Origin of the sequence: Comamonas thiooxydans (genome assembly GCF_002157685.2) — a bacterium.
Classification (GTDB): domain Bacteria; phylum Pseudomonadota; class Gammaproteobacteria; order Burkholderiales; family Burkholderiaceae_C; genus Comamonas; species Comamonas testosteroni_H.
Map to the genome: position 1 here is coordinate 4,586,209 of NZ_AP026738.1, position 16,937 is coordinate 4,603,145.

The 16,937-nt window shown below is 59.5% G+C and carries 16 protein-coding genes; 5 read left to right on the plus strand and 11 right to left on the minus strand.

Annotation, left to right across the window (positions count from 1 at the left end):
- Positions 1–6: 6 nt before the first annotated feature.
- Genes CTR2_RS21320 through CTR2_RS21345 form a run of 6 tightly spaced genes read right to left on the minus strand, consistent with a single transcriptional unit; the run spans position 7 to position 7,072 of the window.
- Positions 7–948, minus strand: a complete 942-nt coding sequence (locus tag CTR2_RS21320) for a siderophore ABC transporter substrate-binding protein (protein ID WP_087081185.1) — start codon at positions 946–948, stop codon at positions 7–9.
- Positions 945–1,721, minus strand: coding sequence for an iron ABC transporter ATP-binding protein (locus CTR2_RS21325; RefSeq protein ID WP_176391599.1), 777 nt, complete (start codon positions 1,719–1,721; stop codon positions 945–947). Before CTR2_RS21325 ends, CTR2_RS21320 begins: the two co-directional genes overlap by 4 nt.
- Complete coding sequence (locus tag CTR2_RS21330; RefSeq protein WP_087081183.1) at positions 1,718–2,674, minus strand: iron chelate uptake ABC transporter family permease subunit; 957 nt, start codon at positions 2,672–2,674, stop codon at positions 1,718–1,720. The genes CTR2_RS21325 and CTR2_RS21330 overlap by 4 nt, the downstream gene beginning before the upstream one ends.
- Positions 2,674–3,615 (minus strand): ABC transporter permease, encoded by a 942-nt coding sequence (locus tag CTR2_RS21335; protein WP_087081181.1) that lies wholly within the window; start codon positions 3,613–3,615, stop codon positions 2,674–2,676. Before CTR2_RS21335 ends, CTR2_RS21330 begins: the two co-directional genes overlap by 1 nt.
- A complete protein-coding gene (locus CTR2_RS21340) occupies positions 3,615–5,384 on the minus strand; it encodes an ABC transporter ATP-binding protein (protein WP_087081179.1) in 1,770 nt (589 codons plus the stop codon). The genes CTR2_RS21335 and CTR2_RS21340 overlap by 1 nt, the downstream gene beginning before the upstream one ends.
- Complete coding sequence (locus CTR2_RS21345) at positions 5,378–7,072, minus strand: ABC transporter ATP-binding protein (protein ID WP_217896247.1); 1,695 nt, start codon at positions 7,070–7,072, stop codon at positions 5,378–5,380. Before CTR2_RS21345 ends, CTR2_RS21340 begins: the two co-directional genes overlap by 7 nt.
- Positions 7,073–7,315: 243 nt before the next feature.
- Here CTR2_RS21345 and CTR2_RS21350 point away from each other — a divergent pair, with 243 nt between their 5' ends.
- Positions 7,316–8,020, plus strand: a complete 705-nt coding sequence (locus CTR2_RS21350) for a TetR/AcrR family transcriptional regulator (RefSeq protein WP_254913230.1) — start codon at positions 7,316–7,318, stop codon at positions 8,018–8,020.
- Between the two features lie 4 nt (positions 8,021–8,024).
- Here CTR2_RS21350 and CTR2_RS21355 read toward each other — a convergent pair whose 3' ends face one another.
- Positions 8,025–8,696, minus strand: a complete 672-nt coding sequence (locus CTR2_RS21355; RefSeq protein WP_254913229.1) for a pyridoxamine 5'-phosphate oxidase family protein — start codon at positions 8,694–8,696, stop codon at positions 8,025–8,027.
- A gap of 94 nt (positions 8,697–8,790) precedes the next feature.
- Here CTR2_RS21355 and CTR2_RS21360 point away from each other — a divergent pair, with 94 nt between their 5' ends.
- Positions 8,791–9,588 carry an AraC family transcriptional regulator gene (locus CTR2_RS21360; protein WP_087081176.1) on the plus strand — a complete coding sequence of 266 codons (798 nt, stop codon included), beginning with the start codon at positions 8,791–8,793 and terminating at the stop codon, positions 9,586–9,588.
- A gap of 229 nt (positions 9,589–9,817) precedes the next feature.
- Here CTR2_RS21360 and CTR2_RS21365 read toward each other — a convergent pair whose 3' ends face one another.
- The gene (locus CTR2_RS21365; RefSeq protein ID WP_087081174.1) at positions 9,818–11,110 is read right to left on the minus strand and encodes a urate hydroxylase PuuD; all 1,293 of its coding nucleotides are present in this window, start codon (positions 11,108–11,110) and stop codon (positions 9,818–9,820) included.
- Between the two features lie 291 nt (positions 11,111–11,401).
- Entirely contained in the window at positions 11,402–12,232 is an 831-nt protein-coding gene (gene xdhC, locus CTR2_RS21370) for a xanthine dehydrogenase accessory protein XdhC (RefSeq protein ID WP_087081172.1), read from the minus strand.
- A gap of 265 nt (positions 12,233–12,497) precedes the next feature.
- Here xdhC and CTR2_RS21375 point away from each other — a divergent pair, with 265 nt between their 5' ends.
- Complete coding sequence (locus CTR2_RS21375) at positions 12,498–12,908, plus strand: energy transducer TonB (protein ID WP_087081170.1); 411 nt, start codon at positions 12,498–12,500, stop codon at positions 12,906–12,908.
- 84 nt (positions 12,909–12,992) lie between these two features.
- On the opposite strand, the gene CTR2_RS21380 is transcribed toward CTR2_RS21375, so the two are convergent.
- Positions 12,993–13,577: a BPSL1445 family SYLF domain-containing lipoprotein gene (locus CTR2_RS21380; RefSeq protein ID WP_003073282.1), complete on the minus strand. Its 585-nt coding sequence runs from the start codon at positions 13,575–13,577 to the stop codon at positions 12,993–12,995.
- A gap of 326 nt (positions 13,578–13,903) precedes the next feature.
- Here CTR2_RS21380 and CTR2_RS21385 point away from each other — a divergent pair, with 326 nt between their 5' ends.
- Complete coding sequence (locus CTR2_RS21385) at positions 13,904–14,293, plus strand: DoxX family protein (protein WP_003052449.1); 390 nt, start codon at positions 13,904–13,906, stop codon at positions 14,291–14,293.
- 135 nt (positions 14,294–14,428) lie between these two features.
- On the opposite strand, the gene uraH is transcribed toward CTR2_RS21385, so the two are convergent.
- Complete coding sequence (gene uraH / locus CTR2_RS21390) at positions 14,429–14,779, minus strand: hydroxyisourate hydrolase (RefSeq protein ID WP_003070903.1); 351 nt, start codon at positions 14,777–14,779, stop codon at positions 14,429–14,431.
- Positions 14,780–15,103: 324 nt separating this feature from the next.
- On the opposite strand from uraH, the gene ggt reads away from it, so the two are divergent.
- Positions 15,104–16,933, plus strand: a complete 1,830-nt coding sequence (gene ggt, locus CTR2_RS21395; protein ID WP_087081168.1) for a gamma-glutamyltransferase — start codon at positions 15,104–15,106, stop codon at positions 16,931–16,933.
- The last annotated feature ends 4 nt before the right edge of the window (positions 16,934–16,937 follow it).

Here is a 16,937-nt window from a genome sequence, read left to right on the forward strand (position 1 = left end):
AAGCAATCAGCGCGAGTAGCCCTTGAGCACATCGCTGAACAACAGCTTCAGTGAGCCTGGGCTGGCGCCCGTGGTGTACCAGGCATCTGCATCGACAAACACCACGCGTCCGTTCTTCCAGGCCTTGGTCTGGCGCAGCAAGGGATTGGCAATGCCATCGGCATTGATGACGGGGCGGCGCTCCATCACCGCGGTGCGATCCACCACATAGAGGATCTCCGGATCGGCCTGCTGGATGAATTCGCTGGAGATGGGTTGCCCATGCAGACTGGTTTCCAGCGCAGAGCTTGCGGGCTTCACGCCCAGCGCGCTGAACACAAAGCCATAACGCGACTGCAGACCGAAGGAGCTGAAAGCTCCGTTGTTGTGCAGCACGATCATGGCCCGCTCCGGCCGACCTTGCGTGATGCGCCGCACCTGCTGAACCTGTGCATCCAGCTCTGCAGCCTTGGCGCTGGCAAGCCCTTCCTTGTTGAATATGCGGCCCAGGGTCAGCAGATGACTCTTGACGACTTCGATATGTCCCTTCTCGCTGTTCTTGAAGTCCACCTCGTAGTACAAGGCGGGGGCAATTTCAGCCAGCTCCTCGTATTTGCCGGCCTGCAGCGATGTCATCAGGATGAGATCCGGTCGCAGCGCATGCACACGCTCCAGGTTGGGCTGTACGATGGCGCCGAGATCCTGCACCTTGGCGTCGCCCTTGTACTTGGCGAGGAAATGGGGAACGTAGTCCTTCACCATTCCCGCAACAGGCACGCCAAGCTGATCCAGGAAGTCCACCTCGTTCATTTCCAGCGCCGCCACACGCTGCGGCAGACGCTTGATAAGCGTGGTACCCAGTTTGTGACGGATGGAAACAGGTTCATAGGCGTGAGCCATGCCTGGCACGGAGGACAAAGCCGCCATGCCGCCAACAGAGAGCAGGAGTTGCCTGCGCAACAAATTCATGAGTGATCTTCCCTGGATGTGAAGTAATTGCAGAAACAGCCACGCGGATTGCGCGTGATCTCGAAATCCAGCTCGTACAGATCGGCCATGCGCGTCTCGGTCACCACGTCCTGAGCGGGGCCGCAAAAGCGCAGGGCTCCGTTCTTGAGAGCGACTATGTGGTCCGAGTAATTGACCGCAAAGTTGATGTCGTGAATCACCAGAATCACGGTGCGGCCCTGTTCGTCACAGAGGCGACGCAGCGCGCGCATGATCTGTACGGCATGCCTCATGTCGAGGTTGTTGAGTGGCTCGTCAAGCAGCAGCACATCTGTCTGCTGCGCAATCGTCATTGCGAGAAATGCCATCTGCCGCTGACCGCCACTGATCTCATCGATGAAAGCGTGACGCAGCGACTCCAAAGACAGAAAGGCGATCGCCTCATCCACGGCTCGGCGATCCTCCACAGTCAGCGCGCCACGGCTATGCGGGAAACGTCCAAAAGCGACCAGTTCTTCCACCGTCAGGCGCATATTGAAGCCGGGGGCCTGGCGCAGCGTGGCAACATGCCGTGCGTATTCGGCAACGGGAATTCGGCTGACGTCACGTGCCTGCCACTGAATCGCACCGCTGCTGGGCTCCAGCAAGCGCGCCATCAGCATGAGCAGCGTGGACTTGCCCGCACCATTGGGTCCGATCAGCGATGTGACGCGCTGAGCCGGAAACTCCACGCTCACGTCTGACAACACCGCCCTGGCGCCATATTGTTTGGAAAGATGGTGGACACCCATCATGCTGCACCCCGCTTGCGCACAATCAGTGCCAGGAAATACACACCGCACACCAGATTCACCAGAATGCTGACGGTGGTCTTGTAGTTGAAAACATGCTCGACCAGCAGTTGAGCGGCAAGAAAAATGGCAATGGCAACCGCACACCCCAGCGGCAGCGTGACGCGGTGACGTGCATGCGGCACCAGGGCGTAGACGATGTTGGCCACAAAGATGCCCATGAAGGCCGTAGGCCCCACAAGACTGGTGGAGAGCGCCACCAGAATGGCGATCAGCGCCAGGTAGAGCTGCAAATACCGGCCATGCGGCACGCCCAGGGAAATGGCCTGCTCACGCCCCAGAGCCAGCACATCCAGCACCGCCAGCGTCTTGCGGACCACGGCACAGGCAACCGCCACCGCAATGGCGGCATAGAGCAAAGTCGCTGGTTTGGCACGATTGAAGGATGTGTAGCTCACGCCCTGAAACACTGCAAACTCGCCGGGGCTGATGCGCAGTTGCACAAACTGGGTGAACGTGCCGATCACCATGGTCAGCACCAGACCGAGCAGCAGCAGCACATAGACATCATTGCGGCCGCGGCGCAACAGCCACCACTGCAGTGCCCATGAATAGGTCAGCATCAGCAGCACGGAGACGAGGAAATTCCCGTGTACGCCAAGCATGCTCAAGCCATGTGTACCCAGCAGCAACAGCAGCATGGCCTGCCACAGCAGATACACGGCCTCGTAACCCATGATGGAGGGCGTCAGAATGCGGTTGTTCACCAGCGCCTGAAACACTATGGCCGACACTGCCACGCAGATGCCGCCAATGACAATCGACGCAAGGCGTACAAGGCGCTTGGGGATCACATAATCCGTATCCAGTCCGGAGCCCAGCAGCACAAAAGCAAGCGCCAGGAGTGCAATCGACAGTGCTGCGAGCCAGCAGGTCTTGGTCAACGACATGCGCATCAGCGAAGTCCCCGCACAATCAGCGCCAGGAACATCACACCGCCCACCGCACCGGCAGTAAGGCCGATAGGCACCTCGAACGGATACATCACCAGGCGGCCTGCGATGTCGCAGGCCAGCAGCAGGGATGCACCTCCCAAAGCCACCAAGGGCAATGTGCGTCGCAAGTTCTCACCACAACGCATGGCAACAAGCTGTGGCACGACAAGGCCCACAAAAGGAATCGCCCCCACGGCAATCACCGTGGCAGAAACCGTCAATGCCACCAGCACCAAACCGATGATGGCCGTGGCGGCATAACCCAGGCCCAGACTCGTGGCCATGTCTTCGCCCATGCCCAGCACAGTGAAGCGGTGCGCATACAGATAGGCCAGCATCACCACCGGCAAAATGATGTAGAGAATCTCGTAATGGCCTTGCACCACGCGGGAAAAGTCACCCAGCAACCAGCCCTGCATGCTTTGCAGGATGTTGTGGCTGTATGCATAGAACTCGGCAATGGAAGTGAGCACGCTGCCGTACATCAGACCGACAACGGGCACCAGCACCAGATTGCGAAACTGGATGCGCCGGATCACGGCGATGAACAGCAGACTTGCCATCAGGCAGAACACCAGCGCAAACAGCATCCGGCTCAGGGTTCCCGCAGCAGGCATCACGGTAAGCGCCACCAAGATACCGAGCTTGGCCGCATCCAGCCCTCCTGTGGTGCCCGGCTCTACAAACTTGTTGCGCACGATATGCTGCAGGATCACGCCGCACACCGACAGACCCGCCCCCGTAAGCACCAGCGCCGCCAAACGTGGCAAGCGGCTTGCAGTCAGGGTGAGCCAGGCATCGCCAGAGAATGAAAGCAGATCCGACCACACCATCTGCCGCGCCCCCAGCAGCACGGACACCACGCACAGCACAGCAAACACCAGCAACCAACGCTTGCGCATCACACGGCATCCCCGGACATTTGCACTGCATCCATGCGCCAGCCCTTCGCAGCGCGGCTCTGCGCAAGAAATTGGGCATAGCGACCCTGGCTTGCCTTTAACTGCACCGGTGATCCGTTCTCTACCACGCCGCCGTCTTCCAGCACCACAATCTGATCGGCCATGGCAATGGTGGAAAGCTGATGTGCGATCACGATGAGCGTGCGCTGCCCCTTCAGCCGTGCAAGTGTTTGAGCGATGATGGATTGGTTTTCCGCATCCAGCGCTGCAGTGGCTTCGTCCACCAGCAAGATGGGAGACTCCTTGATCAAGGCCCGGGCAATCGCTATGCGCTGGCGTTCGCCCCCGGAAAGGCGTGCGCCGTTTTCGCCCACCATCGTCTGCACCCCGTCTGGCAATCGCGCAATGACTTCATCAAGTCCGGCCTGCTGCACAGCTTGCAGAACCTGCGTATCGCTGGCGTCCGATTTGCCAATGCGGATGTTGTCGGCAATGCTGCCGCAAAGCAGATAGCTATCCTGAAAGATCTGACTGATTTGCCCGGCCAGTTGCGCATCGCCAATGTCACGGACATCCACGCCTCCGATCAAGACCTCGCCCTGCGTGGTATCGAAGAAACGGGCGATCAATCGCATCACCGTGGACTTGCCGGAACCAGATGCTCCTATCAGCGCCGTCATGCTGCGCGGCGGCACATGCAAGCTCACCCCGCTCAGCACTTCATCTGCAGACCCGGGATATTGAAACCGTACATCACGCAACTCCACGGAAGAATCGCCGACAAGAGCTGCCTGCTTCGCTTGCGGCAACGGCTGCACGGCAAATAGCTCCTGTACAGCTTCCAGCTGCGAGCCTGCACTTCTAAGCACTTCTGCGTAGCCGGCGATTTCCTGCAAGGGTTCGATAAAACGCACCACCAGCAATAACGAAACCGTCAGGGCAATGATTTGCGCTGTGGACAAAGAGCCACCGGATGCTGCGTTCAAACCGGATATCGCGACCACCAGCAGCACGGCAAAGATCAGCTGCACCGTCCATACGCAGAATACGGAGGACAGCGATGACAACACCACCAGCCGCAGTCCGGATTGACGTTGTTCGGTGATAGCCTGCTCCACAAAGCGCGTGCTGCGGCCATCGCCGCTGAACGCGCGCAGCACGGATTGGGCCTGTGCGAACTCCACCACACGCTGACTGGCTTCGGCAAAGTCACGCTGGAAAGCGGTATTGGCGCGCGCCGACATGGACGATGTCAATGCGAACGATCCTGCAAGCAATGGCAGCGCAATCAGCGCAGTCAGCCCCAGCACAGGATTCACAACCAGAAGTGCAATCAGCACGATCAAGGCCGTGGCCGCACCACTGATGAGTGGAGTGAAAACATGCGCTGGCAGTTGCGCAATGCTCATCATCCCCTGCGTCACCACATGGCCGATGCGCGCGGTATTTTTCGGCGTATACCAGCCTATGGGCAGGCTCGCCATATGGCGGCCCAGGCGATGGCGTCCGCTTTGCAGAACCGCCACGCCGACACGGATGCCCGCCTGCTCCACTACGCGTCTGGCAATCCATGACAGCAGCACACCCAGCAGCAGCACGCATAGCCAGCCCATGGCTGCACGCCAGTCACCTTGCAACCAATGCGTCAGCAACGGTTGCAGCGCCGCCATCGTCAGACCACACAGCACACCGTAGGCCACAGCCAGCCATGCGTAGCGGCGCAGCAGGCGTGCATCATCACCCAGCAACTTCAAAAAGGTCTTCAGCATGTCAGCTCACCCTTTGGCATCGGGCCGGCATAAGCACCAAGCTGCCACAGCCGCGCATAGGGACCGTCTTCGGCCAGCAGTTGCGCATGCCTGCCCTGCTGCGCAATCTCTCCATCGCGCAGCACCAGAATGTGATCCGCATGCACGATGGTGTCGAGCCGATGTGCAATCACCAGCAAGGTGCGTCCGCGTGCAAAGCGCGAAAGTGCGTCCTGAATGAAGGCTTCGCTTTCCACGTCTGCCGATGCGGTAGCTTCATCCAGCACGAGGATGGGCGGATTCAGCAGCACTGCCCGGGCAATGCTCAGGCGCTGGCGTTCACCACCGGAGAGCTGCGCATCTTCGCCCACCACGGACTCGTAGCCACGCGGCAACGCCAGAATGCGATCGTGGATGTGGGCTGCACGGGCTGCGGCCTCGATTTCCTGCATGGTGGCCGATGGACGGGCCAGCGCAATGTTCTCGCGCACACTGGCGTGAATCAGCTGCACTTCCTGCAGCACAAAGCCAATGCGTTGATACAAGGTTGCGCTGGTGATCTGCCGCAAATCGACTCCACCCAGAGTGATGCGCCCTTGCGCGGGATCGAAAAACCGCAACAGCAAACGTGCCAGCGTGGATTTTCCGGACCCCGAAGGGCCGACCACGGCCGTGACGGTGCCGGGCTGCATGCCGAAGCTGATGCCGGACAGCACCTGATGCTCTGCCGCATACGCATAGCCCACTTGCTCGAAACGCACGGCATTGCCTTCTGGATGCGATGGTTGTCCCGGCGCCGGTTGCGGCAGCACCGGAGTGTCCAGCAATGCCAGCACGCGCTGGGCCGCACCGGTTGCACCCTGCAGGTCATGCAACAAGGTATGCAACAGCAAAAGCGGTGCACAAATACCGGGCGCGACGAGTGCGAACGGCAATACATCAAGAGGCTGCATCCAGCCCATGGCGACAAACGCAGCGCCAGAAGCCAGCACCACACCGAGTACGGTCACAGGCGCAATCAATGCATGCGCACGAGCCATGGAGATCACCAGCGGGCGAGTGAAATCCGTAAAGGCACTGGCAAATCCATCCACGGCATCTCTGTAACCGGCGTGGACCGGACTCGCTCCACCAAAGGCCTTGATGACCGGAATCCCGCCCGCAAACTCCACCGTAGCGCTGTTGATCCGCCCCAGCCGTGCAACGAACTCCTGCATGTGCGCATTGCTGGCTTTCATTGCGCGCCTGAGAAAAACGAAGAACCCGGGAAATGGCAGAAGCGCAAAGATCGCCATGCGCCAATCCAGCACAAACAGATAAATCACTGCAATCACAATCGCCCCGGCCGCACGCCCCACGGCGGTATAGAAATGCGCGGTCAGGCTGTGCAGCGTCGCGATATCGTCCTGCAGTGCCTGCTTGACCTCCCCCGAGGCGCGGGCAGTAAACCAGCCCAAAGGCACTTGCGATAGCCGCTTGATTACAGCAATGCGCAGATCGTAAGTGAGGCGGTTGTCTGCCAGATGCGCGATCAGCTCGGCGACGATCACCAAACCCATGCCCACAAACATGCACAGCACTCCGACAGCGATGCTGACCCATATGCTTCCCAAGTCATCAAGCATGGCTTGCTTGACGATATGCGCGATGACCGCCAGTGGCACCAGCGTGAACATGGTGCCGACCGCAGCGCTCAGGCCAGCAAGCATCAGGCGCCCGCGAACAGGCGCGAATATCCGGGCAATCGGCTGCGCGGGTCTGGCAGCAACTGCAAGCGATTCAGAGGTAGACATTCGATATGGAAGAAGGCTATCTCTCACAAAGATGCGAACGAGAAGCTTTACGAGAATTAGTTGCATGATGATAAACTAATTCAAAACGATTCAAGCAATAGGTCTACGACAAGTGATGTGAATCACCGACAATCTCGCCCAGAGACTGAGAACAAGCGTATGCCCCACACATCCAAGCCCTCGACTCGTGGGAGACCACGCTCCATCACCAGAGAGAAAATTGCAGACGCCGGAATTTCCATCGGCCTTCCTGGCATCACGTTCGTCGGCGTTGCCGCTGCTCTGGGCGTCAGCCACATGGCGCTCTACAAGCATGTGCCAAGCCTGGAAGCACTCAAGCACCTGATTGCAGAGGAAATCTTCAAGCGCTGGGAGTTGCCGCAGGCAACAAGCCCTCAGCAGATCGGGCTGGAGCAATACCTTATGGGGTTCACTGCGTCCACACGACAGTTCGTAAAAGCGCACCCCGGCGTCACTCCCTTCGTGATTCGCCGCCTGGCGGCCACACCGGCCATGCTGGAGAAGATCAGCGCCCATCAGGCCCATATTGCACAGGCCTACGGCATCACCAAGGAACAATCACGCTGGCTGCTCTCCACCGTGACCTTCTTTTGCATCTCTGCGGCCGACACGGTGTATGCCGCAGCCCGCCTGGAGCCGCTTGACGAAGCGGACGGGCAACTGCAAGAGGCAGAGATGGAGGCAGAATTGCTTGAGGGAACTCATGCCCTGATAGCAGGAGCCCTGGGTCTGCTCGAAAGCAGGCCAGACCCCAGGGTCGGCGCTCGCATCAACCAGAAATTCGAGCCCTGCGAGACCGGAGGGCAGGCGGCAGAGATGGACAGAGATGGAGCGAAGCTGTGACCGCTCAATAAAGCTCGGTTCTTACGGCACTTGAGTAGCGCTCATTGGCGTGAACGATCTGTTCTGGTGTGAGTTGAGCGTCACCCTGCAATTGGGCCAAGCCAGCCATCACGTCTCCGACTGTAGGCAGATGATTTGGGTCCAGATGACTCTCGCCGCGCCACAACCGGGCGCGATTGATGGCTCGTCCACAGTGGAACAACACCTCATCGATCCGAATCACTATTGCAGTTTTTGGCAACTTGATCCCTTCTCGCAACTCTTGCATCAAGTCACTGTCCGATGAAACTCGACCACGTCCATTGATTCGCAAAAAGGTTTCCAGACCGGGGAAGAGAAACAGCATCGCCAACCGGTCGTCATTCTGAAGATTGCGCAACGAGGCAATGCGATTGTTGCCGGGCCAGTCCGCAAAAGCCAAGGTGCGAGCATCCAGTACCCGCACGAAGCCGGGAGGGCCTCCGCGTGGCGACGCATCCAAGCCATTCCCATCTCCCGTGGCAAGACAGAAAAACGTAGCTTTTGCCAAGTATTCCTTGTGGAAATCCATCAAGTGATCGAGAACCGCTTTTTGAATTCGCTCCGTTGGGCGCGCGTATAGCCGATTCAGATCAACCGCATCTGACTGACTGCTCTTCTGCAACCTTTGATCCGCCGAGTCTTTTGATGAAGGCACGTGCAACTCCTGTGTTTGAGGAAAGTTGCAAGCGTAGGCCTAGGTGATATGGCGGCTGTAGAATTTATCGGCCATTAGATAACTCAAATCCGCCATGCCTGATCTCATGCACCTGTTGGGCTCCTATATGGACTCCCCTGATGGACCCAGTGTTGTAGCAGCCACTCGGATGCTGGAAAGTGAGCTGTCTTCCGAGATGCATCAGCATGCACGCGGTCAATTGTTTGGTTCAATCAAAGGCTTGATCTCCGTGCAGGTCGATGGCGGTCTCTGGGTGGTGCCGGCCATACATGCCGTTTGGCTTCCTCCCCATCATGCTCACGCGGGGCGCTCTTTCGGCCCCTACCATGGCTGGAGCGCCTATGTGACAGAAGCCGCATGCGCCAATTTGCCGGCACAACCCTGCATCATCAGGGTATCGGGCCTGCTGCGCGAAGCGGTGCTGCGTATTGCCGGCTCCATGCCGCAAGCCTCCGATCTATCGAGTCAAGCACACTCACATATATGCGCTGTGGTTCTGGACGAGATCAGAAGCCTGCCGGTTGAGGAGTTTGGCCTGCCCATACCAGCAGATGCGCGTCTGCAACGTATCGCCAGAGCGTTGATAGCCAATCCAGCCGACGAGCGCAACATCGATGACTGGGCAAGTTTCGGGGCCATCAGCTCGCGCACTCTCAGTCGCAGGTTTGTCAGTGAGACAGGCTTTAATTTCACTGCTTGGCGCCAGCGCGTACGCCTATTGCGATCACTTGAAATGCTGGCCGAAGGCATAAGCATTACAGCCATTGCACTTGATCTCGGCTATGCCAGTATCAGCGCCTACATCAGCCTGTTTCGCCGGACCTTCGGTGAAACGCCGGCATGTTACCGATCACGCTTGAAAGACGTTTAGCAAGGATCGGTTGAGTCCTCAGCCCAAGGCAGACTTCGCACTTTCATTTGCTGCAGTCGTCTCGCTCAACACCGCATCACCGAAGCTTGAGTGTTGAATCTCAATCAAAAAAGCGCTCACAAGGAGCGCTTTTTACGAGGAGAAGGAATCTAGGCTTTGCTGACGCAACCTAGCTCCGTAGAAAGCCGCATGGATACCAGATCGCTCCCTATGACTTCACAGCTGATGGTCAGTTCACGGCAGCGCCGGACTCGTACCAGGTCTTGATCAGGTTGCGTTCGTCATCCGACAGAGCCGCAGGGTTGCCGAAAGGCATCTTCTTCAGCTGAACCACCTGCTGGTAGATCTGCTGAGCGTGCGACTTCACCGCTTCGGGGGAGTCCAGGCGAACCGCTTTTTGCTGGATGGCCGTGCCGTGGCACACCACACAATGCTGCTGGAAAATGGCATTGACCTTGGCAAAGCCTTCTCCACCAGCGGCTGCGGGAGCTGCAGCAGGTGACGCGGCTTCGGCGGCAGGAGTTGCGACTTCAGCTGCAGGGGCTGCGGGGGCCGCAGGAGCAGCCGCTACTGGAGCAGTTGCAGCCACAGGAGCAGGCTTGAGCCAGACAAACACGGCCAGCAGAGCAGCTACGCCGACAGCAGCGTAAGGCCAGGGGTGGCTGTTGCGACCCAGCTTGTAGCCATGGCGCATCACGAAGAACTGGCGAATGGCAGCGCCGGCAAACATCATGCCGATCAGCACCAGCCAGTTCAGCTTGTGGCTGTACAACCAGCCATAGTGATTGGACAGCATGGCGAACAGCACGGGCAGCGTGAAATAGGTGTTGTGCACGCTGCGCTGCTTGGCACGTTGACCATGACGTGGGTCCACAGGCTCGCCAGCCTTGAGCGAGGCCACCACCTTGCGCTGGCCAGGGATGATCCAGAAGAACACGTTGGCGCTCATGGACGTCGCGATCATCGCGCCCATCAGCAGGAAGGCGGCCTGGCCGGGGAAGATGTGGCAGGCCAGGTAGGCGGCGATACACACCAGAACCAGAACCATGGCACCGACGGTGGCGTCGCCATTCTTCTTCTGGCCGAAAGTGCGGCAGATGAAGTCATACAGCAGCCAGAAAACCACCAGGAATCCCAGAGCCGAAGCCACGGCAGCGCCGGTGCTCATGGCATTGGGGTCGCCGGGAGTGACCAGATAGATATTGGCGTTCCAGAGGTAGGAGACCGTCAGCAGGGCAAAACCGGACAGCCACGTGGTGTAGCTTTCCCAGTAGAACCAGTGCAGGTGATCCGGCATCTTGGGAGGAGACACATTGAACTTGACGGGGTGGTAGAAACCGCCACCGTGCACAGCCCAGAGTTCGCCGTTAACGCCCTGCTTCTTCAGGTCGTCATCCACGGGCGGCGTCAAGCTGCTGTCCAGGAACACAAAGTAGAAGGAGGAACCGACCCAGGCGATCGCGGTAATGACGTGGAGCCACCGCAACAGCAGGCCGGCCCAGTCGAGAATGTAGCTTTCCATAGCTCTCAACCTTGGCAGCGTGGGGCTGCCGAACAACCTGCTCACCACTGCGGGCGCTCTGAGCAGAAGAAAAGGCCGCGCTCCCGGACGTTACACACGGGGCACCGCTGCGACCATTCTGTCGACCGAAAGTGTATGCAATTTTTGCTGCCGCAACTCTCGAATCAGGGATAAACCACCCTAGAGATTTCCCTAATACAAGAGCGATATGCAAGGATCGGGCCTGATTTTTAGGGCAGGTAACAGCATGTTTGCGGCAACACGCATCAGATCAGGGCATTCATTGCACCATCAGCTCGCAGACAAGCGCTGCAGAAGCTGTGCCGCCACCGCCACAGCGATCACCTCGGGTTCCTTGCCGGTAATGCCCGGCACGCCGATCGGACAGGTGATATGAGCCAGCTCTGCATCGCTGAACCCTCGTCTGCGCAAGCGACTGCTGAAACTGGCCCATTTGGTCTTGCTGCCAATCAACCCCACAAAAGGCAGATCTCCTCGCTCGCGCTGGCGCAACAGGCATTGCGCCACCACCTCCAGGTCTTCGGCATGGCTGAAGCTCATGATGAGCACCTGCGACTGCGGCGGCAACTCTGCCACCGCGGCCTGCACCGGATCGGAATGCTCGCACTGCACCCCTATCTGCTCCTCCACGGGAAAGACTGCATCACGGCTGTCCACCCAGACCACGCGGTACGGCAAGCTGCGCAGAATGCGCACCAGCGCATGTCCCACATGGCCCGCGCCGAACAAGGCCACGCATTGCGACGGCTCGGGCATCAAGGCTCGTAGACGTTGAGCATCGCGGACGTCAAACCATGCAAAGTGCAGCTCCAGCGCACCGCCGCAACATTGGCCCAGACTGGGGCCAAGTGCATACTGCTGGATATGCTCGCGCAAGGCTGCGGGGTCTGCGTCCCACTGCGCCAGCAACTGGCGCGCCTGGGCAATGGCCTGCCACTCCAGATGACCACCGCCGATCGTCCCCATCACCTCATCGGCGAACACCGCCATCCAGGCCCCCTCCTCACGGGGCACGGAGCCACGAGTGGCCTGTACCTGCACCCAGCACAGCGGCTGCTGCGCCAGACGGTTCAAGATTCCTTGCTGTGTTTCACTCCACATGACCGAACGCCGATTGCTTTGATGACCGATGTTCATGCATTTTGCGAGTCGCAATAGACAGACAAGCGTATGAGCACATTAATCGGATGCATATCCGGACCGGATTTGACGAGTCGTTGCAGATTTTTCACGAGGAGGCGTCAGAATTGTGCCTCCGGACAGCTGCCTCCATTCATTTGCGGCTACGCTTGGCGGCATGTCTGAAACCCACGACCCCACCCGCGCCACACCAGCCCGCCGCCCCCTGAAGTGGCTGCGGACCGGGATGATGGCTGCCGTTGCAGCGGTACTGACCGCCTGTCAGATCGCACCTCAAAGCCCATCCATCGGCATAACGCCTGCCGACAAGGCCAGCCCCGGCTATCGCAAGCAGGCTGCCCAGCATCTGTATGAACGCAACTCCGGCCGCATCTACCAGGGCATGCTGCCGCCTATGCTGTATGCGATCGGCGTGCTCCAAGTTCAGCTCGACGGCCAGGGTCGCGTGAAAAACCTGCACTGGATGCGCAAGCCAAGCCATGCCCCCGAAGTGGTGGCCGAGATCGAGCGAGCCGTGCGCTCCGCTGCCCCCTTCCCTGCCCCGGGCCGCAGCGTGACCTATACCGACACCTGGCTGTGGGACAAGTCGGGACGCTTCCAGCTCGACACCTTGACCGAAGGTCAGCTGGGCCAGTAAAGCGCACAGCGATGCAGCCCGCTGCATCGGACAACAAAAAAACCGGCCAAGGCCGGTTTTTTGTTGCGACAAGCCAGACGAGGCTTATTCGACCACCTTGGTGATCTTGGTGCCCTGCAGCGACACGCCCGCCTCCAGACCCGCGTTGGTCAGCACATAGCTGGTGACGGGAGCCTGGGCGGTCGTGGTGTCCACGCTGCCGTTGGCTCCGATCTTGCCTGCAGCCACGGTGGCATCAGCCCCCACGGACCAGCCGTCGCTCTTGAGGAACTTGTCCAGTGCTTCCTGTGTGTTGAACACATAGATCACAGCCTTGGACTGACCACCAGCCTGCCATCCGATAGAGGCCGCTGTCGTGCTATAGAAACCACGGTTGTGACCGCCCACGCGCAGCACGCCGCGTCCATGCTCCACCCCGACCACAAAGCTGCCGCCAATCACCGACGGGAAGATCAGCACCCCCTTGGCGCGTTGCACCATCTCCTTGGATCCTGGTGCGGTCTGGTACAGGCGCTCCAGAGCTGCATTGGCACGGGTATTGACCGTTGTGGAATCGGCACGGGGAGCCGATGCCGTGTCAGGCTTGGTCGTGGTGCAGGCCGTCATGGTCATGGCACCGGCAGCCAGTGCAGCAGCCATCGCAACAGAACGCAGAGAAATTTGACGCATACCTATATCCTTTCATGGGATGAATGTGTAGACACATTTCAGAGGTAGAAGGTCCTGCAGTCCAACATTGAGTCGCTTTTGCACATCCCCCCGATGCAAAGCTGTCAGAAACAGGGTTGGCACGATGCTAGTGCGCAGCGTTGCCGATAAAACTCAGCAGTTACAGCTTGCGCCATTGGCCTACAGAAGGCAAGAGCAGTTGTCGAAAAAGACCTACAACATGAACATAAAACAAGACTTGGCCCCATCCATAGGCAATCAGACGAATTGCCTGAAACAGGCGCTAGCATTGTTGATATAAGCATCGCGCGGACGACAGGAAGTTCATGAAGTTCTGGAATTACTTTCACCACCCCAAGGCAGCGCTGGTTGTGCTGCGTGTCACGCTGGCCTTGCTCATGCTGCTGCACGGCTGGGCCAAGATTCGTTATGGCATAGGCAGCATCGAGGCGAAGATCGAGAGTCTGGGTGCACCGGGCTTTCTCGCCTATGCGGTCTATCTGGGCGAAGTGGTCGCCCCCTTGCTGTTGCTGGTGGGCCTATGGGTGGTACCCGCCGCACTGGTGATTGCGGTGAATATGGTGGTGGCATTTGCGCTGATGCACACCCGGCAGATTCTGATGCTCAACAACACCGGCGGCTGGGCACTGGAGCTGCAGGCCTTTTATTTTGTGAGCGCCCTGGTGGTGGCCATGGCCTATTCCAAGGGCAAATAAGTCCTTAAAAGCAGGAGCGGCTTGCGCCTGTCATATCTAGGTTTCAATGCCTTTTAATGCTGAAACCTTGAGATGACGTGCGCAAGCCGCTCTTGTTTTTGCCATGTCTCCCTCGTCGAGAGACCCGCGACCCGGTCAGGAGCCGCGATAGGTGGAGTAGCTCCAGGGACTGACCAGCAAAGGCACGTGGTAGTGCTGCTCCACATTGGCCACGCCAAAGTCCAGGCTCACCTTGTTCAGGAAGCTGGGCTCGGGCAGTTGCACGCCACGGGCCTTGAAGTAGGCCGCAACATCAAAGGTCAGGCGGTAAGTGCCGACCTTGAGCGTGTTGTTGTCGAACAGCGGCGCATCGGTGCGGCCGTCATGATTGAGCACCAGGCTCTTGATCAGCGTGGCCTTGTCGCCTTCGGTGGAAAACAGCTCGACGGCCATGCCTGCGGCGGGGCAGCCATTCATGGTGTCGAGAACGTGGGTGCTCAGGCCCATGGAAATCTCCTCACAGGCAGTTTGCCACTGCCCTTGGTTGTATCAAACACACGACTTACGCAAAACGGGTTCAGGCAGGACGACTGCCTCAGACGGCAGGCCGTTGTTGCATTCCTGTTTGCGTAAGCCTTGAAACATCTATGCCATCACAAAGTCTGCCCGCGCGCGAGCGCAGCGCTTTGATTTCTAAAGTGTATACAGTTTCTGTACTCCATCAAAGGCTTTTCTGCCTTGACTTTCAGGCACATAGCCAGCTCTGCCTGGTTGGCCTCTTTTCAGCCTCTATACACTGGCCCGATTCATCAAGCGAACAGGAGACAACGCATGCAATTGCGCACCACCGCCCTGGCAGCCAGCCTGCTCATCGCCCTGGCCGGCCTGAGCGCCTGCAGCAGCACGGCAACGCTAGAGCCCGCCAGCAACGAACGCGCGGCCATCCGTAACGATGCCACTGCTCAGGCTGCAGCGCCTGCCGTCACCCAGACCGCCGCCGCCCAGGCAGCCGCTGCCGCATATGACTTCGAGCTGGATGTCTTTCACCCCGTCATCGCCAAGAACGGCATGGTGGCCTCGGAGCAGGAGTTGGCCACGCAGATCGGCGTGGACATTCTCAAGGCGGGCGGCAATGCCGTCGATGCCGCCGTGGCCGTAGGCTTTGCGCTGGCCGTGGCCTTGCCCAATGCCGGCAATATCGGCGGCGGCGGCTTCATGATGGTGCACGACGCCAAGAGCGGCAAGGACATTGCACTGGACTTCCGCGAAGTGGCACCCAGGGGCGCGTCACGCAATATGTATCTGGATGCAGGCGGCAAGGTCATCGACGGAAAATCGCTCTACACCCACTACGCCGTGGGCGTGCCCGGCACCGTGGCCGGCATGACGCACGCGCTCTCGCGCTGGGGCAGCATGCCGCTGGCCAGGGTCATGGCACCGGCGATTGCGCTGGCGGACAAGGGCTATCCCGTCAGCATCACCCTGGCCAAGACCCTGGAGCAGGAAAAAAAGAATATGGGCCACTGGCCCGCCACCCAGGCCGTTTTCTGGAAGAACGGCACGCCGCTGCAAAGCGGCGAGAGGCTGGTGCAAAAGGATTTGGCGCAGTCCCTGCGCCTGATCAGCCAGCAAGGTGCCAAGGCCTTCTACGAAGGGGCGATCGCGCAGAAGATCGTGGCGGAGATGGCGCCGCACGCCAATGCCCTCAGCCTGCAGGACCTGCGCGACTACAAGGTGGCAGAGCGCGAGCCCGTGCGCGGCAGCTATCGCGGCTACCAGATCGTGACCATGCCTCCGCCCTCTTCGGGCGGCGCGCACCTGATTCAGATCCTGAACATGATGGAGCACTGGCCCATGAATCAATGGGGGGCCGACAGCGCGCAAAGCGTGCACTACATGACCGAGGCCATGAAGCTCGCCTATGCCGACCGCTCCGAGTATCTGGGCGACCCGGACTTCGTGAAGATTCCGCTCAAGGGACTGATCTCCAAGAGCTATGCCAGCGAGCTGGCCGCCAGCATCAGGCCCCAGCAGGCCAGGCCTGCCAAGGACATCCGGCCCGGCAAACCCCAGCCTTATGAAAGCGACCAGACCACCCATTACTCCGTGGTGGACAAGGCCGGCAACGCGGTGGCCGTGACCTACACGCTGAACACCAATTTCGGCAGCGGCATCGTCGCCAGGGGCACGGGGATTTTGCTCAACAACGAAATGGACGACTTCTCGGCCAAGCCCGGTGTGGCCAATGCCTACGGCCTGGTGGGCGGCGATGCGAATGCCGTGCAGGCTGGCAAGCGGCCGCTGTCCTCCATGACACCGACCCTGGTGCTCAAGGACGGCAAGCCGGTTCTGGTCACCGGCAGTCCGGGCGGAGCGCGCATCATCACCACGGTGCTGCAGCAAGTCGTCAATCACATCGACTTCGGCATGAACCCGGCCGAGGCTGCGGCCACGCCGCGCTTTCATCACCAGTGGACGCCTGACGAGTTGCGCGTTGAAAAGGGCTTCAGTCCCGATACACTGGCCCTGCTCAGGCAATGGGGCCACAAGGTGGCACTGAAGGCATCCATGGGCCGCACGCAGACCATCGAGATCCGCGACGGCCTGCTTCGCGGCGCTTCGGACCCGCGCAACCCCGATGGAAAGGCCATGGGGTTCTGACGCC

Bases quoted from the DNA above. Each gene is read 5' to 3' on its own strand.
- uraH (WP_003070903.1), bottom strand. From the start codon at position 14,779: ATGGGCCTGAGCACCCACGTTCTCGACACCATGAATGGCTGCCCCGCC.
- CTR2_RS21325 (WP_176391599.1), bottom strand. From the start codon at position 1,721: ATGATGGGTGTCCACCATCTTTCCAAACAATATGGCGCCAGGGCGGTG.
- CTR2_RS21340 (WP_087081179.1), bottom strand. From the start codon at position 5,384: ATGCTGAAGACCTTTTTGAAGTTGCTGGGTGATGATGCACGCCTGCTG.
- CTR2_RS21385 (WP_003052449.1), top strand. From the start codon at position 13,904: ATGAAGTTCTGGAATTACTTTCACCACCCCAAGGCAGCGCTGGTTGTG.
- ggt (WP_087081168.1), top strand. From the start codon at position 15,104: ATGCAATTGCGCACCACCGCCCTGGCAGCCAGCCTGCTCATCGCCCTG.
- CTR2_RS21365 (WP_087081174.1), bottom strand. From the start codon at position 11,110: ATGGAAAGCTACATTCTCGACTGGGCCGGCCTGCTGTTGCGGTGGCTC.
- CTR2_RS21380 (WP_003073282.1), bottom strand. From the start codon at position 13,577: ATGCGTCAAATTTCTCTGCGTTCTGTTGCGATGGCTGCTGCACTGGCT.
- CTR2_RS21345 (WP_217896247.1), bottom strand. From the start codon at position 7,072: ATGCTTGCTGGCCTGAGCGCTGCGGTCGGCACCATGTTCACGCTGGTG.
- CTR2_RS21375 (WP_087081170.1), top strand. From the start codon at position 12,498: ATGATGGCTGCCGTTGCAGCGGTACTGACCGCCTGTCAGATCGCACCT.
- CTR2_RS21320 (WP_087081185.1), bottom strand. From the start codon at position 948: ATGAATTTGTTGCGCAGGCAACTCCTGCTCTCTGTTGGCGGCATGGCG.
- CTR2_RS21335 (WP_087081181.1), bottom strand. From the start codon at position 3,615: ATGCGCAAGCGTTGGTTGCTGGTGTTTGCTGTGCTGTGCGTGGTGTCC.
- CTR2_RS21360 (WP_087081176.1), top strand. From the start codon at position 8,791: ATGCCTGATCTCATGCACCTGTTGGGCTCCTATATGGACTCCCCTGAT.
- CTR2_RS21350 (WP_254913230.1), top strand. From the start codon at position 7,316: ATGCCCCACACATCCAAGCCCTCGACTCGTGGGAGACCACGCTCCATC.
- xdhC (WP_087081172.1), bottom strand. From the start codon at position 12,232: ATGTGGAGTGAAACACAGCAAGGAATCTTGAACCGTCTGGCGCAGCAG.
- CTR2_RS21330 (WP_087081183.1), bottom strand. From the start codon at position 2,674: ATGCGCATGTCGTTGACCAAGACCTGCTGGCTCGCAGCACTGTCGATT.